26 protein-coding genes are annotated in these 22,390 nt (G+C 40.1%); 7 read left to right on the forward strand and 19 right to left on the reverse strand.

The features are described from left to right. Positions 1–37: 37 nt before the first annotated feature. Positions 38–436, reverse strand: a complete 399-nt coding sequence (locus AC0VYC_RS16995; protein WP_039165303.1) for a hypothetical protein — start codon at positions 434–436, stop codon at positions 38–40. A 33-nt stretch (positions 437–469) separates the two neighbouring features. Further along, positions 470–664: a hypothetical protein gene (locus AC0VYC_RS17000; protein WP_072367358.1), complete on the reverse strand. Its 195-nt coding sequence runs from the start codon at positions 662–664 to the stop codon at positions 470–472. A 288-nt stretch (positions 665–952) separates the two neighbouring features. Between AC0VYC_RS17000 and AC0VYC_RS17005 the strand changes: the two genes are divergently transcribed. The 4 genes from AC0VYC_RS17005 to rpsN all read left to right on the forward strand — a co-directional run bounded on the left by AC0VYC_RS17005 (position 953) and on the right by rpsN (position 3,228). After that, a complete protein-coding gene (locus AC0VYC_RS17005; RefSeq protein ID WP_007497598.1) occupies positions 953–1,375 on the forward strand; it encodes a DUF5362 family protein in 423 nt (140 codons plus the stop codon). 140 nt (positions 1,376–1,515) lie between these two features. Then, the gene (gene rpmG, locus AC0VYC_RS17010; RefSeq protein ID WP_003214771.1) at positions 1,516–1,665 is read left to right on the forward strand and encodes a 50S ribosomal protein L33; all 150 of its coding nucleotides are present in this window, start codon (positions 1,516–1,518) and stop codon (positions 1,663–1,665) included. 80 nt (positions 1,666–1,745) lie between these two features. Further along, positions 1,746–2,942, forward strand: a complete 1,197-nt coding sequence (locus tag AC0VYC_RS17015) for a GTP-binding protein (protein WP_041091417.1) — start codon at positions 1,746–1,748, stop codon at positions 2,940–2,942. Between the two features lie 16 nt (positions 2,943–2,958). Continuing rightward, positions 2,959–3,228, forward strand: a complete 270-nt coding sequence (gene rpsN, locus AC0VYC_RS17020) for a 30S ribosomal protein S14 (protein WP_268361061.1) — start codon at positions 2,959–2,961, stop codon at positions 3,226–3,228. 254 nt (positions 3,229–3,482) lie between these two features. On the opposite strand, the gene moaA is transcribed toward rpsN, so the two are convergent. Beyond that, the gene (gene moaA, locus AC0VYC_RS17025; RefSeq protein WP_268381904.1) at positions 3,483–4,490 is read right to left on the reverse strand and encodes a GTP 3',8-cyclase MoaA; all 1,008 of its coding nucleotides are present in this window, start codon (positions 4,488–4,490) and stop codon (positions 3,483–3,485) included. Positions 4,491–4,500: 10 nt separating this feature from the next. Then, on the reverse strand, positions 4,501–5,289 hold the full coding sequence (gene fdhD, locus AC0VYC_RS17030; RefSeq protein WP_024718748.1) for a formate dehydrogenase accessory sulfurtransferase FdhD: 789 nt from the start codon (positions 5,287–5,289) through the stop codon (positions 4,501–4,503). A 134-nt stretch (positions 5,290–5,423) separates the two neighbouring features. Between fdhD and AC0VYC_RS17035 the strand changes: the two genes are divergently transcribed. Both AC0VYC_RS17035 and AC0VYC_RS17040 read left to right on the forward strand, forming a co-directional pair. Then, complete coding sequence (locus AC0VYC_RS17035) at positions 5,424–6,689, forward strand: L-lactate MFS transporter (protein WP_342502287.1); 1,266 nt, start codon at positions 5,424–5,426, stop codon at positions 6,687–6,689. Positions 6,690–6,771: 82 nt separating this feature from the next. Continuing rightward, positions 6,772–9,120 carry an FdhF/YdeP family oxidoreductase gene (locus AC0VYC_RS17040; RefSeq protein ID WP_475388898.1) on the forward strand — a complete coding sequence of 783 codons (2,349 nt, stop codon included), beginning with the start codon at positions 6,772–6,774 and terminating at the stop codon, positions 9,118–9,120. 61 nt (positions 9,121–9,181) lie between these two features. On the opposite strand, the gene AC0VYC_RS17045 is transcribed toward AC0VYC_RS17040, so the two are convergent. The 6 genes from AC0VYC_RS17045 to AC0VYC_RS17070 form a co-directional block, all read right to left on the reverse strand. Next, positions 9,182–9,856 carry a VWA domain-containing protein gene (locus tag AC0VYC_RS17045; protein ID WP_025208129.1) on the reverse strand — a complete coding sequence of 225 codons (675 nt, stop codon included), beginning with the start codon at positions 9,854–9,856 and terminating at the stop codon, positions 9,182–9,184. A gap of 81 nt (positions 9,857–9,937) precedes the next feature. Further along, positions 9,938–10,636 carry a VWA domain-containing protein gene (locus AC0VYC_RS17050; RefSeq protein ID WP_008343379.1) on the reverse strand — a complete coding sequence of 233 codons (699 nt, stop codon included), beginning with the start codon at positions 10,634–10,636 and terminating at the stop codon, positions 9,938–9,940. A 324-nt stretch (positions 10,637–10,960) separates the two neighbouring features. After that, positions 10,961–11,983, reverse strand: a complete 1,023-nt coding sequence (gene spoIID / locus AC0VYC_RS17055) for a stage II sporulation protein D (RefSeq protein ID WP_008343381.1) — start codon at positions 11,981–11,983, stop codon at positions 10,961–10,963. A 256-nt stretch (positions 11,984–12,239) separates the two neighbouring features. Beyond that, a complete protein-coding gene (gene murA / locus AC0VYC_RS17060) occupies positions 12,240–13,547 on the reverse strand; it encodes a UDP-N-acetylglucosamine 1-carboxyvinyltransferase (RefSeq protein WP_007497616.1) in 1,308 nt (435 codons plus the stop codon). Positions 13,548–13,579: 32 nt separating this feature from the next. Further along, the gene (locus tag AC0VYC_RS17065; protein ID WP_035389789.1) at positions 13,580–14,314 is read right to left on the reverse strand and encodes a YwmB family TATA-box binding protein; all 735 of its coding nucleotides are present in this window, start codon (positions 14,312–14,314) and stop codon (positions 13,580–13,582) included. A 128-nt stretch (positions 14,315–14,442) separates the two neighbouring features. Further along, positions 14,443–14,673 carry a DUF1146 family protein gene (locus AC0VYC_RS17070; RefSeq protein ID WP_025208130.1) on the reverse strand — a complete coding sequence of 77 codons (231 nt, stop codon included), beginning with the start codon at positions 14,671–14,673 and terminating at the stop codon, positions 14,443–14,445. A 170-nt stretch (positions 14,674–14,843) separates the two neighbouring features. Between AC0VYC_RS17070 and AC0VYC_RS17075 the strand changes: the two genes are divergently transcribed. After that, positions 14,844–15,320 carry a hypothetical protein gene (locus AC0VYC_RS17075; protein WP_045033929.1) on the forward strand — a complete coding sequence of 159 codons (477 nt, stop codon included), beginning with the start codon at positions 14,844–14,846 and terminating at the stop codon, positions 15,318–15,320. Between the two features lie 42 nt (positions 15,321–15,362). Here the strand turns inward: AC0VYC_RS17075 and AC0VYC_RS17080 are convergent, their stop codons facing one another. The 9 genes from AC0VYC_RS17080 to AC0VYC_RS17120 form a co-directional block, all read right to left on the reverse strand. Then, positions 15,363–15,758 carry a F0F1 ATP synthase subunit epsilon gene (locus AC0VYC_RS17080; protein WP_008343393.1) on the reverse strand — a complete coding sequence of 132 codons (396 nt, stop codon included), beginning with the start codon at positions 15,756–15,758 and terminating at the stop codon, positions 15,363–15,365. A 24-nt stretch (positions 15,759–15,782) separates the two neighbouring features. Then, on the reverse strand, positions 15,783–17,204 hold the full coding sequence (gene atpD / locus AC0VYC_RS17085; RefSeq protein WP_008343395.1) for a F0F1 ATP synthase subunit beta: 1,422 nt from the start codon (positions 17,202–17,204) through the stop codon (positions 15,783–15,785). A gap of 24 nt (positions 17,205–17,228) precedes the next feature. After that, positions 17,229–18,095: a F0F1 ATP synthase subunit gamma gene (locus AC0VYC_RS17090; RefSeq protein ID WP_007497628.1), complete on the reverse strand. Its 867-nt coding sequence runs from the start codon at positions 18,093–18,095 to the stop codon at positions 17,229–17,231. 88 nt (positions 18,096–18,183) lie between these two features. Next, a complete protein-coding gene (atpA, locus tag AC0VYC_RS17095) occupies positions 18,184–19,692 on the reverse strand; it encodes a F0F1 ATP synthase subunit alpha (RefSeq protein ID WP_008343398.1) in 1,509 nt (502 codons plus the stop codon). Positions 19,693–19,708: 16 nt separating this feature from the next. Further along, the gene (locus AC0VYC_RS17100) at positions 19,709–20,254 is read right to left on the reverse strand and encodes a F0F1 ATP synthase subunit delta (protein WP_007497632.1); all 546 of its coding nucleotides are present in this window, start codon (positions 20,252–20,254) and stop codon (positions 19,709–19,711) included. Beyond that, entirely contained in the window at positions 20,251–20,763 is a 513-nt protein-coding gene (atpF, locus tag AC0VYC_RS17105; protein ID WP_007497634.1) for a F0F1 ATP synthase subunit B, read from the reverse strand. The genes AC0VYC_RS17100 and atpF overlap by 4 nt, the downstream gene beginning before the upstream one ends. A 120-nt stretch (positions 20,764–20,883) precedes the next feature. Beyond that, positions 20,884–21,096 (reverse strand): F0F1 ATP synthase subunit C, encoded by a 213-nt coding sequence (gene atpE / locus AC0VYC_RS17110; RefSeq protein ID WP_003214968.1) that lies wholly within the window; start codon positions 21,094–21,096, stop codon positions 20,884–20,886. 48 nt (positions 21,097–21,144) lie between these two features. Beyond that, entirely contained in the window at positions 21,145–21,879 is a 735-nt protein-coding gene (atpB, locus tag AC0VYC_RS17115; RefSeq protein WP_007497637.1) for a F0F1 ATP synthase subunit A, read from the reverse strand. A gap of 7 nt (positions 21,880–21,886) precedes the next feature. Next, entirely contained in the window at positions 21,887–22,270 is a 384-nt protein-coding gene (locus tag AC0VYC_RS17120; protein WP_007497639.1) for an ATP synthase subunit I, read from the reverse strand. Positions 22,271–22,390 lie beyond the last annotated feature (120 nt).

The following is a 22,390-nucleotide window of genomic DNA, read 5'->3' on the forward strand; positions in this document are numbered from 1 at the left end:
GCATGTGAAGAGCATCAAACACATGCCTCATTTTTTATTATTGTGAATTTGGCTGAACATCCTTCCCTTTTTCCTCTGCAGCGATATCATTAGCTTCGCTTGAAGCGGATGTTTGTTCCTCAGCTTGTTCAAACTCACTGCGAGCTTCATTTGAAATGTCAACTTGATCACCGTGCTGATTCACAGTAACAGAAGAAGACCCCTCTTTTTGAACCTCTTTCTCTAGTTCCTTTAATTTAGAAACATGAAGCTCTAAATCTTTTCCTTGCTGAACTAAAGTCAGTTGTTGAAATAACGCCTTTCTCTCTTCTGGAGAATGGTCGCCTTGAACAATTTGCGCTGCTTGAGTCAAAAAAGAATTTGATGTATGGCCTGCTTGACGCTTATTTGACGTCTGCATAGCATTTGTTACTAATGAAATTGGAGTTATGCTCATGCGTTCACACCCTAATAAATAAGATACTTAGATTTAGCAGCCACATTTAACGCGTTCTTGGCTAGTACAAATCTCACCTGTGTCACGATCCACATAGTAACGGAAAGTTCCAACGCCTTGAAGGAAACAAGTTGGTGCTGATTGGCAAGAAGTGACCAATCTTTGCAAAATACATCTAGCAGCTGCAGGTTGAACATTGGTCATTTTGTTTAAAATTCGATCTAACATATGAATTCCACCTTCCAATTTTTATGGTAATACAATACAATAATAACCAATTGATAGACAACTAACAACATATTTTGATAATTTTTCTAATTATTTTAAACTATTTTTCTTATTTATTACAAAATTTGCATGTTTAAATCATAGTAATTGTTACTTTTTTCTTATTCAAAAATAATTTATTTATCCATAAAAAGTAAATAAAAGATAGAAAAAAGGTCAATTCACTCTTCCTAAAGTACTACTTGCTCAAGTATGATATAGAGTGAATACATAAAGGAGTGAACACAATTGCAACAAACTGAGAAAATCATTCAATCTCTTCATTCAATAACAAAGTGGGGAAAGGTTGGGAGCATCTTTCTCTATATTTCAGGTGGTCTATCCATCCTCAGTGGGTTTTGGCTTGTTCTTCCTGCTGCCATTGGCGTTTTTCTGATTATGATGGGAATACATGTCCAAAAATCCGTGAAAGCAGCTGAACAATTGATTCAAGCGCCTGATACTTCTTACGAAGAATTATTGGAACAATATGCTAAGATGATGAAAATGCAAACACTGTTTGCGATTTCAAGTATTGCCGCCGTTATTCTCTCATTCATCGCTATCGTTTTGATGTTTATACTAGGCGGGCTAGCCTTTCTCCAAGAACTCCCTACTGATGTCCAACAGTACGAAGATTATTACGAAGAAGAACTTGGTGACTTTTATTAATGAAAAGGGGTATCAATGAAATACGATACCCCTTTTTTATTTGAGTTGGCATAGACTTGATACTAAACTTGACAATCAGCCTTTATCATTTTAAAATACAAATCGTAATCATTACGAAATAAAGGAGGATTATATCAATTATGCGCGTGAAAATCACCTTAGCCTGTACTGAAACAGGTGACAGAAACTATATCACTACAAAAAATAAACGAACGAACCCAGACCGATTGGAGTTAAAAAAATATTCTCCACGATTAAAGAAATACACCCTTCATCGGGAAACAAAATAATTTTTAAGATTTAAATCGTAATCATTACTATATAAGTGAGGCGGCATACAAAATGAGCATGTTCAAAAGGACTAAATCAAATGGATAAAAGAATACCTGTCACAGTTCTAAGCGGCTTTTTAGGAGCTGGAAAAACCACGATATTAAATCATGTTCTTCAAAATCGTAAAGGCCTAAAAGTAGCTGTTATTGTCAATGACATGAGTGAAATAAACATTGATGCGGAATTAGTTAAGCAAGGCGGCGAACTCTCTCGATCAGATGAGAAACTGGTTGAACTATCTAATGGTTGTATTTGTTGCACATTGAGAGAAGATTTATTAATTGAAGTAGAACGCCTTTGTAAGGCTGGGAATATCGATTATATTGTCATTGAATCTACAGGTATTAGTGAACCAATTCCTGTCGCTCAAACTTTCTCTTACATTGATGAAGAAATGGGCATAGACTTGACACGTTTTTGCAGATTAGACACGATGGTAACGGTGGTAGATGCAAACCGTTTCTGGACAGATTTCCAGTCAGGAGAAAGTTTATTGGATCGTAAAGAAGCAGTTTCAGATGATGATGAACGAGAGATTTCCGATTTACTTATTGATCAAATTGAATTTTGTGATGTGCTCATTATCAACAAATGTGATCTTGTATCAGCATCAGAACTAGATCGGCTTGAGCACGTGTTAACCAAACTTCAACCAGAAGCAGCCATTATTAGAACCTCTAAAGGTAACGTACAACCTAGTGATATTTTGAATACTGGTTTATTCGATTTTGAAAAATCTAGTGCTTCTGCGGGCTGGATCAAAGAAATTAATGCTGGACACTCTCAGCATACGCCTGAAACAGAAGAATACCAAATATCATCTTTTGTTTATGAAAGAAGGCTCCCTTTTCATACTGGCAGACTGAATGCATGGTTAGATCAAATGCCAGAGCAAATCGTTCGAGCGAAAGGATTTACATGGCTAGCGACACATCATGATTTAACCATTTTAATTTCACAAGCTGGAAAATCTGTGGCAATTGAACCAATCGCATACTGGATTGCTGCCTTGCCTGAGCAAGAACGATCACGGATCTTAAATCAGGAACCAGACATTCTAGATGAGTGGGATGCAGAGTTTGGTGATCGACATACAAAACTTGTCTTTATCGGTGTAGATTTACCTAAAGCAGATATTATTCGTACACTAGATCAATGCTTACTTACACCTGAAGAATTTGATCAAGATTGGACAACGTTTGAAGACCCCTTTCAATGGAACATACACACTTAAACCAGGAGGGTTTTAAATGGCAAAGAAATCAAAAATAGCAAAAGAAAAAAAGCGGCAGCAGCTCGTTTTGAAATATGCACAATTAAGGAAAGAGCTAAAAGAAAAAGGTGACTATGAAGCTTTGCAGAAACTACCTAGAGACTTTTCACCCACTCGCTTAAAAAACCGCTGTGAATTAACTGGCCGTCCTAGAGGTTACTTGAGAAAATTTAAAATGTCTCGAATTGCTTTTCGTGAGCTTGCCTATAAAGGACAGATTCCAGGAGTAAAAAAATCGAGTTGGTAAAGATTGATTTGATCTTAGCATAGTTCCTGTCAATGTAAAGCAGGACAAAATGAATAAAAATCTCTTTTTCATCCTTACTCTGTCAATTTTGAGGTACAAAATAACATTTTAAAAAACAGCAGAATCTCTGCTGTTTTTTTATGGGGCCGAGCCTTATAGGAAATATTATCCTGATGTTAAAAGAAGATTTTCAACAGTGATTATAGCATTTTCTCTTCTTTTCAAAAATCGATGATCATGATACTTTGTTGTCATTACCCGCCGATGTAGGACATCTCAACTTTTTTCTGATCTTTCTTTTGCTCTCTCTCAGCTGAATATTGATCCTGTCTGTTTGACCAAAGTTCCTTCAATATGTTCACTAGATATTCATCATTTTCTGAATTACGGATGAATTGTCTCAGATCAAAGCCCGATGATGCAAAAAGACAGGTGAATAATTCGCCACGTGCAGATAGTCTAGCTCTATTACACGATCCACAAAAAGCATCTGAAACGGAAGAAATAATGCCAATCTCTCCTGACCCATCCTCATAAAAATAACGATTGGCTACTTCCCCTTGATATCGAGGGGGTTCTGGTTTGATAGGGTATTTTGAATGAATTAGCTCCATAATCTCTTTTTTCGTCAATACATGTTTGAGATTCCATTTGTTCGTATTGCCAACATCCATGAATTCAATAAATCGTAGAATGTGTCCTTCTTTTTTAAAATAGGCTGCCATTGGTAAGATATCTTGATCATTCACACCTTTTTGGACAACCATATTGATCTTAATAGCAAGTCCAGCTTTTTTTGCAGCCTCTATCCCATCAAATACTTTTTGGATGGAAATGTGTCTTCCATTCATCTGCTTAAAACGATCTGGATTTAAAGAATCTAAACTAATGGTGACTCTATTCAGACCTGCTTTCTTTAGCTTATCTGCGTACAAAGGTAACAGCGTTCCATTGGTTGTCATCGCGATGTCTTCAATACCTGGAATTTTTGCGAGTTTTTCTATCAAAACGGGCAAATCTTTACGCATTAAAGGTTCACCGCCTGTAATACGTAATTTCACCACACCTAATTCCTTTGCAAAAAGCGCAGCAAGTCGTTCAATTTCCTCGAAGCTAAGCAGCTCTTCTTTATCTAAAAAAGGATAATCTGGTCCAAAGATTTCAGCAGGCATACAGTACGTACATCTAAAATTACAGCGATCTGTTACGGATATTCTTAAATCGCGCAATGGTCGATGTCTTTTATCCAAAATACTGACCATACTTAGCCTCCTATTCTGTAATACGCTGATGATGAGTATAGATATTAAAAGATTCTCCTCTTACGAATCCAACTGTTGTTATATTTAATTCTTCTGCCATTTTAAGTGCTAACTCAGTAGGAGCTGATTTTGATATGACGATTGATACTCCTAATTTTGCTGCCTTCAACAGAACTTCAGATGATATCCGGCCGCTAAATACAAGGATTTTATCTCTCAGTGGGATTTTATGAAGTAAACAATATCCATAGATTTTATCCAACGCATTATGCCGTCCTATATCCGTCCTAGTGATGAATAGCTTTTCTGTATCACACAGTCCAGCATTATGGACACCACCAGTATGTTGAAATAACTGACTTTCCTCCTGTAAACATTTCATTAAATGAATACAAGTTTCAGCAGAAATACTGATTCGGTCAATGGCTGTTTTTGCCGTCTTCACATCTTGGAGAAAATAAAAATGTCTTCCTTTCCCACAGCAAGATCCGATCACTCGTTTTGTAAAATCTGAGGATTGGAACTGAGTTGTGTGATGTAAGTCAACATATGCAAAACCCATACTTTCATCTATTGTAAACCTTTTAATCTCTTTTTCAAATCGAATGACTCCTTCTGAAGCTAAAAAACCGATCACCAATTCTTTCAAATGATCCGGTGAACAAACGAGTGTGACAAACTCTTCACCATTCACCAGCACGGTTAAAGGGAATTCTTCTACAACTTCATCTGTTTTACATGTCATTTGACCTTTGCGATATTGGTGTATGCGCCGTTTCGTTTTAACAGAAGGATTCATGATCTGATCTTCCTTTCAACACAAATTTAGTTATATGAACCAGACGAATTGTGATATTATTTTAAAAAGTCATAAAAATGTAACATATTTCTATCTTATCAAACTTTTTGTTTGCTTTATATGGAGGGAACACAATGAATAAAACAAAAAATCGTTGGCTGATCGCTACAAGTGCTGTGGGGATTCATTTATCTATCGGATCTGTTTATGCATGGAGTGTTTTTACGAATCCTTTACATCAAACCTTTCAATGGTCATTAACAGAAATAAGCCTGACATTTAGCATCGCTATTTTATTTTTAGGTTTATCAGCTGCCTTTATGGGGCATTTCGTTGAAAAGTATGGGCCGAGGGCATCAGGGCTCTTCTCAGCTATTTTCTTCGGCATTGGGATGACTGGATCAGGGTTTGCTGTCCACATGTCTTCATTACCTCTCCTCTATTTATTTTATGGTGTACTCGCTGGAATCGGATTAGGTGTAGGCTATATTGCTCCAGTATCAACATTAGTCAAATGGTTTCCAGATCGAAGAGGACTCGCAACGGGTTTAGCCATTATGGGTTTTGGATTTGCTTCTCTGATTTGCAGTCCCATTATTCAATTACTCATTGAAAAAGTTGATATTGCAAATACCTTCTATATTCTCGGAATCTCTTATTTTATTATCATGGTCGTTTCATCTCTTTATTTATCACCACCAACACCTGATGATGTCAAACAATTTAACGTGCTAAAAACAAGCCAAAGGAAAATTCCTCAAGATTTATCACAGCTCACCGCAAATGAAGCCATTAAAACACGGCGTTTTTATTATTTGTGGGTCATGCTCTTTATTAATATCACATGCGGAATTGCTATTATTTCTGTAGCATCACCGCTTGCTCAAGAAAGTGTTGGTTTCACGGCGGGTGCAGCAGCTACTCTTGTTGGAATTTTAGGTGCTTTTAATGGGCTAGGACGGATCGGATGGGCATCCTTCTCTGATTATATCGGAAGGCCAAATACGTATACGATTTTCTTTACTATACAGCTCATTGCTTTTCCCTTACTTCCCTACTTAAAAGAACCGCTCATCTTTTCAATCGTGATGGCGATCATTTATACGTGCTACGGAGGAGGGTTTGCTTCAATTCCAGCCTATATCGGAGATTTATTTGGTACCAAGCAGCTAGGTGCCATACACGGTTATATTCTCACCGCTTGGGCCGCTGCTGGTTTAGCAGGACCTTTATTTTCCTCCTTTATTCGTGACATTACAGGCAATTACACACAAAGTCTCATGGTCTTCTCTGGCCTATTTTTCATTGCGTTTATCATATCTCTTCTCATTCGGAAGGATATTAAACAACTTCGTGAATCAAATCTTACTGCTCCTTCTTCTGTCACGGTCCGCTCTTAAGATGAATTTGACAGAATGACAATCTACAGGTAATTTTTAGATATGAAAACGCTTTACAAAATGATAGGAGGGTGACGATATCATGGGAAAAACAAAACACAAGGGGCCTATTAAACTCAACAAAAAACCCTCACCAAAGCTATGGGCCTCTTTTGCTCCTATGGGGCTCGGAAAAGTAAAACCGAAACACATTCGAGACACGATGAAAGTGGCATGGGAGAACAAAGATAATCTCCCTTATGCGTACCGTATATTGACTCAGGGCGTTTGTGACGGCTGTGCTCTTGGTGTATCAGGTTTATACGATCAAACACTAGCAGGACCCCATATATGCACTACAAGACTGAATGTGCTACGGCTTAACACAATGCCAGCTATTGATCCAAAATGGTTCGAAGATATTGAGCGGCTCAAACAAATGGATAGCACGTCTCTTCGAAAACTTGGGCGTATTCCTTATCCCCTGATTCGAAAAAAAGGTGAGAATGCTTTTACACGCATTTCTTGGGTTAATGCATTAGATCAAATCGCCGCTAAAATCAAATCCATTGATAAACGTCAGCTTGCTTTCTATTTAACGGCTAGAGGGATTACAAATGAAGTGTACTATACTGCGGCGAAAGCTGCGCGATTTATTGGAACAAATCATATCGATAATGCTTCTCGTATTTGCCATTCACCAAGCAAAACCGCTCTAAAACGCTCCCTTGGTATAGGTGCATCCAGCTGTAATTACAGTGATTGGATTGGAACAGATGTATTGATATTTTGGGGCTCTGTTGCAGCAAACAACCAGCCGGTTTCGACTAAATATATGTACGCCGCTAAAAAGAAAGGAACCAAAATCATTGTCATCAATCCATATAAAGAGCCTGCAATGGAAAAATATTGGGTCCCTTCTATTCCAGAAAGTGCTTTATTCGGCACAAAAATAGCGGATGATTTTTATCAAGTCAATATAGGCGGCGATATTGCGTTTATGAATGGTGTCATCAAACATTGGTTTGATATGGAGGAGCAAGCGCCCCATTCCGCTCTTGATCATGAATTTATCCAAGCGCATACAACCGGCATAAAAGATGTAAAGCAGCATGTCACTCAGTTAAAATGGTCAGATCTCGAAGCATCGTCAGGCTTAACTAAAGAAAGAATGAAGGAATTCGCTGTACTGCTTGCCAATGCCAATTCAGGCGTGTTTATTTGGAGTATGGGTCTCACTCAGCATCGCTTTGCAACTGATAATATATCACAAGTCGCAAACCTTGCGATGTTACGCGGATTTATTGGCAGAAAACATTGTGGCGTTATGCCTATTCGTGGCCATAGCGGTGTCCAAGGTTCAGGCGAAATGGGTGCCGATCCATTCGTATTGCCCGGCAGTGATTTTGATGAAGAGAATATTAAAAGAATCGAGAAGATATGGGGATTTGATATTCCAAAATGGCATGGTGACACGATTGGGCAATCATTTGAAAAAATGGCTCTTCCAAAAGAACACCCGCAAAAGCTGAAGATGCTGTTTACTAGCGGTGGAAACTTTTTAGAAACGATGCCAAATCCTGAAGCGATTGAAAAAGCACTATCCGAACTTGAACTCCGTGTCCATCAAGATATTATTTTGAACACCTCTACACTGGTAGAAGCAGAAGAGACTGTGATTGTTCTGCCTGCAATGACAAGATATGAACAGCCAGGCGGCGGTACATCAACCAGTACGGAACGCATGGTGTATTTCAGTCCGGAAATTGAAGGACCTCGCATTGAAGAAGCCAGGGCTGAATGGGACATTTATATTGACCTAGCAAAAAGAGTTCGCCCAGAAGACGCGAAGCTGATTCATTTTGACCATGCTGAAGACATTCGTCGTGAGATTGCCATCGCAAATCGGAACTATGATGGGATCCAGCATTTGCGTCATAAAGGGGATGTCTTTCAATGGGGTGGCGCATGGCTTTGCGAAGATGGGGTGTGTCCAACACCGGATGGAAAAGGACACCTGCTCCCAGCACAGCTGCCTCAATACCGAAAAACTGAGGAGCATTTCAATATCACGACAAGACGAGGCAAGCAATTCAACTCTATGATTTACAGTGAAAAGGATGCCTTTAATGGTGGAAAGCGGCATTCTATCTTGATGAATGAAGAAGATGCGAAAGAGCTTTACGTCCAAGAAGGCGATCCCGTTGTCCTTTTTAATCAATACGGATCCTACCAAGGAGTTGCTCAATTCGGAGAGCTGAAACGTGGAAATATCGCAGTTTATTGGCCTGAAGGAAACGTGTTAATACCAAAAGGGGTTTACGAAAGCTATTCTCAGATTCCAGAATACAATACCACCGCAATATTAGAAAAAGCCGAAACCTTTCATGCAAGAAAAGATCAGCACTACGTGGAGAAACGGATTGATGAATTGGAAACGACTTTAAATTGATCCTTATTGATCCTTAATGAAAAAACAGCTGGGGGTTTCTCCCCAGCTGTCTATTCACATCCTATTGACCAAAAGAGTTCGCTTCTTTTTGAAGAATATGATTCAATTCTTCTGCATTTGCTGCTGGTTGATATTGTCCACCACCAGCTTTGGCAACAGATTTTAGACTTTTTGCTTCTTTTTCATTTACATCGAAGCCAATGATATTGACGATTGTGTCAATCCCTTCTTCATGTAATTGCTTTGCTGCTTGTGATGGGCTTCCGCCACATGTTTCCTCACCATCGCTGACAACATATACAATATTTTTTCCTTTAGCTTGGTGATCTTCAAAATCTTGTTTCGTATCAGTTAATGCTTTGGCAAGTGGTGTCCATCCTGTTGGACCATACACATTTAGCGCTTGTTGAAAGGTTGCTTGCTCATATGTTCCAAATCCATAAACTGCTTCGGAACTTGCACAAGAAACGGCTTTTCCTGCATTTTTATTCGTTCCTTCATGACCAAAAACACGAAGCAAGACTTGTGTATCTTCTGATAAAATACTTGCGAAACTTTGGATCGAGCGTTTTGCGATATCGATTTTCTTTTCGCCTTCAACCGATTGTGCCATGCTTCCGCTTAAATCAAGTAAAATCACCACATGAGCAGGCTCCTTTTTCGTTACAGCATGAGCTGGTGAAGAAAGAAGCAGAACAAGACTCGCTAAAATGGTTAATATAATATTTCTTTTCATTAAAAAATCTCCCTTTTTTTCATTTGTACAGAAAAAGAGAAACGAAAGCATCAATCAATCGTTTCCCTTTTCTTCAGCAAGTTATTCGTGTAGTTTTAATGATTCTGCTGTAAGGATAGAACCCATTTCTTTCCCTGTGCTTGCTTGGTAGTAATGACCTTTACCAGCTTTAGCTACTTGCTTCAATTGACCTTCATAGCCATCGTTAAAGTCTAATCCAATCACATTGACTACAGTAGATCCTTTTGAGTTATGAAGCTCTTTCGCTACTTTTACTGGATCTCCACCACAAGTTTCTTCACCATCAGTAATTAAGTACACAATGTGTTTTGTTCCCTTATGAAGCTGCTTATCCGCTTGCTTTGCACTTTCAAGAGCACGTGCAATCGGTGTCCAGCCATTTGGTCCAAGACCGTTTAGAGAGTTTTCGAAACTATCCTTTTCATAAGGCTGAACGCCATAAACGCCTCTAATGACTTCACATGATTGGGCTTTACCTGAGTTTTTGTTGTTTCCTTCAGACCCAAACAAGCTCATACGGATTTTAGCATCTTTCGGAAGAGACTGAGCAAATTTAAATACCTCTTGTTTTGCTAAATCGAATTTGCGCTCTCCATCCACTTTTCTTGCCATACTTCCACTTGCATCAAGTAAGATCGTCACTCTTACATCTTTCTTATGTTTTTTGGCTGATGCTGCTTCTGCAAATACTGGTGAAGAGATTGACATTGATAATGTCAATACAGCTAAGGTTACGAGTGTAAATACTTTTTTCAACATGCTTTTCCTTCCTCCTTATGTATTTGATTGAAACATCTTAATCGTAAAATATTCTGTCTTGGAATGGTATAGGACTCGATCCCTTTTTCTCTTTCATCAAAATCACTAAAATTCTGTCAGATGTCTAGATATATTCACCTAACGACTCTTTTGTCACCCTCGTTTTCTCATTCTTTCGAGGGGCTTTGTATCGGCCATCGGTTCTTGTCGGGATGTAAATGTTTAAGATTTCCTGAGGTGCGCCTTAAGTCGCAATTTGTCACATTCTGTTCAAACCTCTTCACACATAAAAAAAGATGCCCCCATTTTGAGGCACCTTTGCTTTTATTTCTTAGCCATATATGTGTTCAGAAAGCGATCAGCTGATTCAATTTTTATCCCTTGATAATAATGTTTCACGATCGCCTCTACTTTTTTGCCTGACTGTGCCATATAATGTGCACCATACTGACTCATGCCCACACCATGGCCATACCCTTTTGTCGTAATCACGATTTGCTGACCCTTTCGTTCCCATGTAAAGTCTGCAGAGTGCAATCCTAGTGATTCGCGAATGTCTCTGCCCGACAATGTTTTTCCGTTAATGACGGCTTTGGCTACTTGATTGCCTGGTGTTCGTTCTACAATTTCTCCCACCTGCTGCTGGCCAAGGGTCACACCCAGTTTTTGCTGAAATTCGCTCACTGTGATGGTTTTCTTGTTTTGGAATTTGGGTGATTTTTCGTCCCATTTGCTTGAGACGCTTTTCAAATAAGGGATTTCATTTTTCCAATAAGCTTCTGCATTTTCGGTTTTCCCATTACTTGTTGAAAAGAAGGAAGCATCAATTGGTTTTTCGTCATACGTCAGTACTTTCCCTTGTGTACTGGCGACCGCTTCTGTGACCTTTTTTAATTTCCAATTGTACGCTTTTCCCCAAATTTTCTTCAGTTCCTGTTTATTTTTGTACACTTGGAACATTTGGGTGTCATCTACAAGAGAACCCTGTGGAGATTTGACGGTTTTATCAATGATCATTTGTCTGACGATATACGTTCTAGCGGCGAGTGCCTGTGCCTTGAGCGCCTCTATTTCAAAATCGGCTGGCATTTCAGAAGCGACGACACCGATCACATACTCTTCTAAGGGGATGTTTTCTACCTGCTGATGCGCTGAACGGTAGACGGGAATGGAGACGGGTGATTGTTTCAATTTGACTGAACCTTTCACTTCTTTTTTAACTGATGGTTCTGCTGCTACGTGTTGGCTGGCTGCTGGTTTTCCTTGGAACGTCGGCAACACGAGTAAGGTTGGAATCATTAAAATGATGATGCAAATTCCTGCGATTGTCCATATCATTGGTTTCATATTGGCTGCCCCCATTTGTCATTGAATCTCTTTTATCCTATGGGCAAGGACAAGCTAATATGACAGCTTCTTTCATTCATTGGACAAGTCTTTTGCTGATATGTTTGTGCTCTTCATCATTTGATTTACTGTTCGTCTTTATGAATAAAATTTAAAATGATTGGATACACTAATGATAAGCTTTTGAAAATGCAACCAGTCTATGATTCTAAAAAAAATCAGCATGCCCAAATGGACACACTGATTTCTTTTATGATTATGCGTTTAGATCTGATACAACTTGTTCTTGTGTCACATCTGCTGATTCATCATTTACTCTTTCAATGTCTGCACCGATTGCTGCTAGTTTTTGGTGGAAGTTCACATATCCACGGTCAATATGCTTCAATTCAGTGACACGTGTATGACCTTCTGCCACTAATCCAGCAAGTACAAGTGCTGCTCCTGCTCTTAAATCAGTCGCTGCCACTTCAGCACCTTGAAGTTGAACAGGTCCATTGATTATCACAGAGCGACCCTCAATTTTAATATCGCCATTCATGCGGCGGAATTCTTCAGCATGCATAAAACGATTTTCAAACACAGTTTCTGTGATCATGCTTGTTCCGTTCGCACGAAGCAATAGCGCCATCATCTGAGATTGCATATCCGTTGGGAAACCAGGATGCGGCATTGTTTTTAGATCGATTGGCTTGAGCTCAGATGGTCCAATGACTCTTAAACCTTCTTCTTCTTCAATGATCTGAATACCCATCTCTTCCATTTTCGCCACAAGTGAAGTCATGTGCTCAGGCACAGCGCCTTTTACAAGAACATTCCCTTCAGTAATGGCTGCTGCCACCATAAACGTACCAGCTTCAATTCGGTCAGGGATGATGTTGTGTTTTGCACCGTGAAGTGTTTCTACACCTTCGATTTTGATTGTACCAGTTCCAGCACCGCGAACCTTACCGCCCATGGCATTGATGTAGTTTGCCAAATCAACAATTTCAGGTTCTTTTGCTACGTTTTCTAAAATCGTCGTTCCTTCAGCCAATGCTGCTGCCATGATGATGTTTTCAGTTGCCCCTACACTTGGGAAATCCAAATAGATTTTTGCACCTTTTAAACGGCCATTTACTTCAGCCTCGATGAAACCATTACCTACTTGAATTTTAGCTCCCATTGCTTCAAAGCCTTTTAAATGCTGATCAATTGGTCTTGAACCAATCGCACAACCACCAGGTAATGCAACTCTTGCATGACCTGTTCTAGCTAAAAGTGGTCCCATGACGAGCACAGATGCTCTCATTTTACGGACGTACTCAAACGGAGCCTCAGTTTCTAGTGCATGAGATGCATCTACTGATACTTCGTTATTTTCAAAATGTACTTCTGCTCCTAAATGACGTAACACTTCATTGATTGTATATACATCGGAGAGCGTAGGTACATCACAAATTACGCTTTTTTCTGTACTTGCTAACAAAGATGCAGCGATAACTGGTAAAACGGCATTTTTTGCGCCTTCTACTTTAACTGTGCCGTTTAACTTTTGACCGCCGCGGACGATGATTTTTTCCAAGGTCTTCCCCTCCGCGTCCCAAATTCTCTATATTAATATTCAGTCGTTACGATTGGTGTGCCAACCGTAATCGTATGATTTTCGTTCATTTCCGAACTTCTGATGGCAATTTGAACATTCATTTTATCATTTGAAGTCATAATGAACTGTTCCCACTTCTCTGTGTAAGCGGAAAGCGACACAAAATTAGACTCAACGAGATACTCAACAGGTTTTGCTTGAAATTCATTTGCTATCATTTCAGCTTTTTTTTGCAAAACAACATCCATCATACCATTTACATGACCATCGAGACAAGTAAAAATCACAAATTTTTCTTGTAATATGCTTTTTGCATGACGTACGAACTGATCATATGTATGCTCCCAGGTATTCAGTGGGCGAGCACCTTTTTGCTCATATAATAAATACGACTTTTGGTTTGATTTTGTGTCGGTCTTCACGAGTAAAATTTTCGATAATGTATCATTTTTTTCATCTTTGTAAATTCCTGTGACTTTGGTGACATGTTTCTCTTTTTTTTCGGTCCACTCATACTGTCGTAGTTCGTCTTTCAAACGTTTCACTTTTTTTGAAAATTGTTCGGATGAAATGTCTATATTTGTTTTGGCATGAAGCGTCCATCCACTTACTTCGATTTGCTGGTTTTTCATACCTTCTGCTATTTGGGCGAGCGTGGATGTTTCTTCCGCCCGAACACCTTGAATCATCAGAACAAAAAAAAGAATAAATGCAAATAATGGCCAACCTTTTAAACACTTTCTCACTTGTCATTCCCCCTTGCTACAAGTGTTGCCGCAAGGAGATCAATGCATACGTGGAAAAGTCATCAAAGGCCATATTTTTGACACTTCTTTTTACGTTCCCGCAGAAGGCAGTGACCAAACCTTTTATGTTAAAACATATAAGGGATTTGTCTGGAGAAATTTAAATAATCAAGAAAGAAATTGCTGACTGCCGATGCAATAGCAATCGTGATCAGCATCATGAGCAATCTAGCTTGAATAATTTTTCCTTTTTTAATCAGTGGATCGATATTCACCGCAAGCAATGCCCACCACGTAATGGCAATAAAAAATAGGTGGATCACAATACTGACAATTGCTTGTTGTCCTACGTCTTCCATACACTTGAATCCTCCTTTTATTGATTTCTGTAAAGGAAAACTCCCTTTCATTATATCCTCCAAAATCGGAAAGATGAATCATTTGGAAAAAAGAGCTACATTTAGAGTGAATCCCCTCTTATTCTGATGCGAAGGAGATGATATACTGCGGTGGAAGGAGCTGATCATATTTGAAAGATTCTTTTCCTGACTTTGTTGATTTGTACGGAGAACTGGTTCCCTCATTTGAACATGAATGGGAAGCCATTGCTTTCTACTTTGATTATAGACAGACACAGCTAGAAGAATTAGCACAATTGTGTCATTTTCATAACATTTCTTTGGATTACTCAGAGGAAAGCCTTTATCAGTTAGAGTCATTATACTTCGATGCCTTCCGTCAGCAGCTTTTTGCTGAGTGGAAAATGCCAATAGATGCATTAGAAGCGATGATGAGTGTGTATTTAGGAGAAGTTGTCATCCGTCATCATTCAGATGCTGACTGGGTCGTGCGGCCTTATATGGACTCTTCGCACCAATATACGCTTGGCTTACGCAGAAATAATAAAACATGGCATTGCAGTACGCAATTTTGCGAGCAGTTATATCTAGAAAAGCAAGCATCTCATCCGTATGTGTCGATGTATCAGTCTCTCATGTCATCCTAAAAAAAATCCTTCTTATCACAGTGATAAGAAGGATTTACTGTTTTATTTCCCTGCTACATTTAAACGGTTTAATGCCCGTTTTAATGCGAGTTCCGCCCTGCGTACATCACTTTCATTCGGGTGGTTCAAATGCTCTTCAGCACGCTGTTTCGCTGATTTTGCACGATCGACATCAACTTTGTCTGATGTTTCAGCAGCCTGAGCAAGAATGGTTACTTTTTCGGGGCGAACTTCAACAAATCCACCGCTTACTGCAACCAATTCAGTTGATCCACTATGTTTTAAGCGAACTGCACCGATTTTTAGCGGAGCAACCATTGGAACGTGGCCAGCTAAAATCCCAAGCTCACCGCTTTCTGCTCTTACACTGACCATTTCCACATCCGCTTCATACACTGGGCCGTCGGGAGTAACGATATTGACTTGAACGGTCTTCATGCTTTTACCCTCCTAAGGACCAGATTAGGCCTCTACACCCATCTCTTTGGCTTTTTCAACCACTTCTTCAATGCGGCCGACTAAGCGGAATGCATCTTCTGGAAGGTGATCGTATTTACCAGATAAGATTTCCTTGAAGCCTTTAACAGTTTCTTGCAATGGCACATAAGAACCTTTTTGGCCAGTGAACTGTTCTGCTACGTGGAAGTTTTGAGATAGGAAGAATTGAACACGACGAGCTCTGTGTACCACAAGCTTATCGTCCTCAGATAATTCATCCATACCTAAAATGGCAATGATATCTTGCAATTCTTTATAACGCTGCAATGTTTGCTGAACTTCACGCGCGATCGCATAATGCTCTTCGCCAACAATCTCAGGTGCAAGGGCACGAGATGTTGAAGCTAGTGGATCTACCGCTGGGTAAATCCCCATCTCTGTCAACTTACGCTCAAGGTTTGTCGTTGCATCAAGGTGAGCGAACGTTGTAGCTGGAGCTGGATCTGTATAGTCATCCGCAGGTACATAGATCGCTTGAATCGATGTAACCGATCCTACGTTTGTAGACGTGATACGCTCTTGAAGCTGACCCATTTCTGTTGCTAGAGTTGGCTGATAACCTACCGCTGAAGGCATACGTCCAAGAAGGGCTGATACTTCAGAACCTGCTTGTGTAAAGCGATAGATGTTATCGATAAAGAACAATACGTCTTGACCTTGTTCATCACGGAAATGCTCTGCCATTGTCAAACCAGTTAGAGCTACACGCATACGTGCACCTGGTGGCTCGTTCATTTGGCCGAAGACCATCGCTGTTTTTTCGATAACGCCAGAATCTTTCATTTCGTAGTAAAGGTCATTTCCTTCACGTGTACGCTCTCCAACACCAGCGAATACAGAAATACCGCCGTGTTCTTGTGCGATGTTGTTGATCAATTCTTGAATCAGAACGGTTTTACCAACACCGGCTCCACCGAATAGACCGATCTTTCCACCTTTGATGTAAGGAGCAAGAAGGTCAACAACTTTGATACCTGTTTCAAGAATTTCAACTTCTGTAGAAAGTTGATCAAAAGAAGGCGCTTGTCTGTGGATTGGGTCTCTTTGCGCTTCCACACCAAGTGGCTCATCTAAGTCAATGTTATCTCCCAGTACGTTGAATACACGTCCAAGTGTTACGTTACCAACTGGTACTGAAATTGGTTTTCCAAGGTCTACAGCTTCCATACCGCGCTTCACACCGTCTGTTGATGCCATTGCGATGGTTCTCACTGTATCATCACCTAAATGTAGTGCTACTTCTAAAGTTAAGTCGATATCAACTTCACTTTCGCTTTCCGCTTTATGCGAAACTTTGATCGCATTATAAATCTCAGGCAAGTGACCGTCTTCAAAACGAACGTCTACGACTGGTCCCATGATCTGACTGATGCGTCCTGTTTTCATTGCATTCCCTCCTGACAATTATTTCTATTCTAAGGCAGCTGCTCCGCCGACAATTTCTGTAATCTCTTGTGTAATCGCTGCTTGACGAGCACGGTTGTAAGAGAGTGTCAGGCTGTCGATCAATTCTTTTGCGTTGTCTGTTGCACTCTTCATTGCTGTCATCCTTGCAGCATGTTCACTTGCTTTGCTGTCAAGAAGCGCACCGAAAATCAAACTCTCTGCATATTGAGGAAGGAGAACTTCAAGAATTTCTTCTTCAGAAGGCTCAAACTCATAAGATGCGGAACGTTTATTTGGTGTCGCTGCGGCCGAAAGGTCCGTTAGCGGCAATAATTTTTTCTCTGTTACTTCTTGTGAAATGGCACTGACGAAATGGTTATAGAACATGTAAAGTTCATCAAACGCTTCATCAGAGAACATTTGTACTGTACTGCTTGCTAATTCTTTAATATCAGCAAACGCTACTTCGTCTCCAAGCCCTGTGACTTCAGAAATAACTGGAATACCACGCTTTTTGAAGAAGTCGCGTCCGATTTTACCAATCACAATCACCGCATATTCATCAGCAGATTGATGTCGAGATTGAATGGCTTGGTAAGCGGCACGTAAAATCGAGCTGTTAAAAGGTCCTGCAAGTCCTCGATCAGATGTAATGACGAGATACCCTGTTTTCTTAACAGGTCTTGAAAGAAGCATTGGGTGCTTAGCACTTGTTCCAGTTGCGATTGCCGCAACGACTTCTTGGATTTTCTCCATGTAAGGAACAAAGGACTTCGCATTATTTTCAGCACGATTCAGTTTCGCAGCTGATACCATTTGCATCGCTTTTGTGATCTGACTCGATTTTTTTGTTGACGTGATCCTTGACTTAATATCGCGTAATGAGGCCAAAGATTTCACCACCTTTTTTCAGGAATCCGTGTTCATTTACGTGAAAAGAGAGAAAAAGAGAATCTTTTTCTCTCGGAAAGATTACTAATTAGTTGCTTGGTGCAAACGTACGTTTAAAGCCTTCGATCGCTGCTTTCCACTCTTCATCAGCAGGCATGTTTCCTGTTTGAGAGATTGTGTCAAACAAGTCTTTATGGTTTTCTTCAATGTACATGAATAACTCAGCTTCAAAGCGTTTGACATCAGCAATCGCTACATCATCTAAGTATCCTCTTGTCAGTGCATAAAGAATCGCTACTTGTTTTTCAACTTTCAGCGGTTTGTTCAAGTCTTGTTTTAAGACTTCAACTGTTCTAGCACCACGGTTTAATTTGGCTTGAGTCGCTTGGTCTAGATCAGATCCAAACTGAGCGAATGCTTCAAGCTCACGATAAGAAGCAAGATCCAAACGAAGTGTACCTGCTACCTTTTTCATCGCTTTGATTTGTGCAGAACCACCTACACGAGATACAGACAATCCTGCGTTTACCGCTGGACGTACGCCTGAGAAGAAGAGATCAGATTGTAAGAAGATCTGTCCATCTGTGATTGAGATAACGTTTGTTGGGATATATGCAGAGATATCACCAGCTTGCGTTTCTACGAAAGGCAATGCTGTGATAGAACCGCCACCCTTTTCATCACTAAGCTTCGCTGCACGCTCTAATAAACGAGAGTGAAGATAGAAAACATCACCAGGGAATGCTTCACGACCTGGAGGACGACGAAGCAATAATGAAAGCTCACGGTAAGCTGCCGCTTGTTTAGAAAGGTCATCATACACTACAAGCACATGCTTGCCGTTATACATGAATTCCTCACCCATCGTTACACCTGCATAAGGAGCAAGGTAAAGAAGTGGAGCTGGCTGTGATGCAGAAGCTGTGACAACGATTGTGTAGTCAAGCGCACCATGCTTACGAAGTGTTTCAACAACACCACGAACAGTTGATTCTTTTTGTCCGATCGCTACATAGATACAGATCATGTCTTGATCTTTTTGGTTCAGGATCGTATCGATTGCAACAGATGTTTTACCTGTTTGACGGTCCCCAATGATCAATTCACGCTGTCCGCGTCCGATTGGAATCAAGGCATCAATTGCTTTAATTCCCGTTTGAAGCGGCTCATGTACCGATTTACGATCCATAACGCCTGGTGCTTCACTTTCGATTGGACGTGTTTTGCTTGTTAAAATTGGACCTAGTCCATCAACAGGCTGACCAAGTGGGTTCACAATACGTCCGATTAACTCTTCTCCTACTGGAACCTCCATAATACGACCTGTACGTTTTACGTCGTCACCTTCACGGATATCTTTGTAAGGTCCTAAGATTACGATACCTACGTTAGACTCCTCAAGGTTTTGAGCCATACCCATTACACCGTTAGAGAACTCAACAAGCTCTCCTGCCATAATGTTGTCAAGGCCATGTACACGCGCGATACCGTCCCCTACTTGAATGACTGTACCGACATCTTTTACTTCAATTTCAGATTGATAGTTTTGGATTTGCTGCTTTATCAGCGCGCTAATCTCTTCAGCTTTGATACTCACTAAGGTTTCACCCCTTCTAACGATTTTCGCCTGCAAGCTGACGTTCAATGCGGGAAAGCTTTCCGCTGACACTGCCGTCATAAATGCGGTTTCCGATACGGATTTTCACTCCGCCTATTAGATCCTTGTCAATCACGTTTTCTACACGCAGTGATGTGACTCCGGCTTTTTTGGCAAATACTTCAGATAAAGATTGAATTTCAGCTCCGCTGAGCGGTTTCACTGAATACACGATCGCATCGTCTATTTGTTTCGTACGGTTTGCAAGTTTCACAAACTCAGACGCCATTTCAGGAAAAATATTCGTGCGTCCACGGTCAATCAGTAAATACATTGTGTGCAAAACATATGTCGAAACACCTTTGAAAGCTTCTGCAATCAGATGTTTCTTTTTGTCTGCCGTAATCTTCGGATGAACAAGAAAGTCATTTAATTCTTGGTCAGCCTTGAGAACTTTTTTGATCTCATTCAGCTCTTTTTCAGTTTCGTCTACTGCCGAAGAAGCAAGAACGATGTCAAAAAGAGCAGAAGCGTAACGCTTAGAGACAATAGTCACGCTCATCGGCTTTCGCCTGCCTCTTTAAGATACTCTTGGATCAATTTCTCTTGTGCTTGCTCATCAAGTTCTTTTTCAATCACTTTAGAAGCAATTAATACAGAAAGTGATGCAACTTGCTCGCGCAGTGCAGCCACAGCTTGTTCTTTTTCTTTCACGATTTCAGTTCTAGCAGACTCTTTCAAGCGCTCTGATTCTTGACGTGCTGCTTGAATGATGTCTTCTTTTTGTTTCTCACCAATCTTTTTCGCATTTTCGATGAGTGTATGTGATTCTTCGCGTGCTTCTTTCAATAAGACACGTTGTTCTTCAAGAAGCTTTTCAGCTTGAACGTGCTTTTCTTCAGCACTTGAAATTTCATTTCCTATATAATCTTCACGCTGTTTCATAATCCCTAATAAAGGCTTAAGCGCAAATTTCTTTAAAAGTGCAAGCAGGATGAGCATAGCGATCAGCTGGAATATGATATCTCCGGTGTTTAGACCTGCTCCTAAAACTACTGGTAACTGAGACATTTAGTACGGCAACTCCCTTCTTTAAATAATATGTTAAGAAACAAAACATAAAGGAATGGCGAAGTTTCGAACTAATCTGATCTTCGCCATTAAAATTCATATTAGAACGCTTCTCACATATTAACCAAAGAATGCCAAGAATGCGATAACGACAGCGATAATTGGAAGTGCCTCAACTAAAGCTACCCCGATGAACATAAGAGTTCTTAGTTCTCTACCAGCTTCTGGCTGACGAGCGATTCCTTCAACTGTTTTAGATACGATTAGACCGTTACCAATACCTGCTCCTAGTGCTCCTAAACCGATTGCAATTGCTGCTGCTATTAAATTCATTAAAAAGCTCCTCCTTTAAAATAACGTCCTTTTTGGACTCTCAATTTTTTAGTGTTCGTCGCTGACTTTATGGGAGATATACACCATTGTCAGCATGGTGAAGATAAATGCCTGGATGGTTCCGACAAACAAACTGAATGCCTGCCATACAATCATCGGCACGATGGCACCTAATGTACCAATGATACCTAGTGCAAGGTTTTGCGAATAGAAATTAGTCGCAAGTCCTGCAAGTAAACCAAGAAGAATCTCTCCAGCGAAAATATTTCCATAAAGACGCAAACCAAGTGTTAATGTGTTTGCAAATTCTTCAATAATTTTCAGCGGTACTAAAAGTGGGATTGGTCTAAAGTAGTCTTTTGTATATTCCTTGACTCCTTTTGCTTTAACACCATAGTAGTGTGTCAATCCCATGACCATAACCGCTAGTGTCATTGTGATTGCAGGATCAGCAGTTGGTGATTTCCACCATAAGTTGTGATCGACCGTAATCGAGAATGGCAGTCCAAGCATGTTTGAAACAAATATGTACATGAGTAATGTAACGCCAAGCGCTAGAAATGGGGCTCCTGTTTTCATGTCCATCGAACTACCTATGATATTTCGAACAAAATCAACAATCCATTCCATGAAGTTCTGCGCCTTTGTCGGACGAATAGCCAGAACACGAGTAGTCAGCACCGCTATGAGAAGAACGATGATACTAGCAATCGTAATCATGAGAACATTGGATAAGTTGAACGTTAACCCTAAAAATTCTGTAGTTTTTGAACTGTGACCCAAAGAGTATTCACCTCTCTTCCATAGTAGAACGTTTAAGTTGAATGAAGGAATCTATCATAATGACAGGATATATTGTCATTAATCCTATAACAACACCTGCCAGATGAACTTCGTTAGGGTAACGCCAAGCAATCGCTACTGCGAGAATTGCGTTGGCCCACCTGGCTGTACTTCCCATTGAACGAATAGATTTTCCTTTTTTAACTGCTCGATCAAAAGCATGCATTCTCCGAATAAGCAGGAATAAATTAAAGAAAGCAAAAATTGTGCCGATAATGAAACCAAGAAACAGTGGTTTAAAACCAGGCATGGCATAGCCAAACACAAAAATTGCCAATAAATAGAACATATATTTACTCTGTCTGCGGAAAATGACGTTTGGATCGTTCATTCATCTGACTCCCGATGAAAAATATTGTAAAAAAGGTGATAAATGGTGATGAAAACTGCGTAGAAGACGCTTATGATAAGCCGTCCTATTTGAAAAAAATCAATCACCCATCGGTCTAAT

The sequence above is a fragment of the Bacillus sp. iso_77 genome (assembly GCF_056173625.1).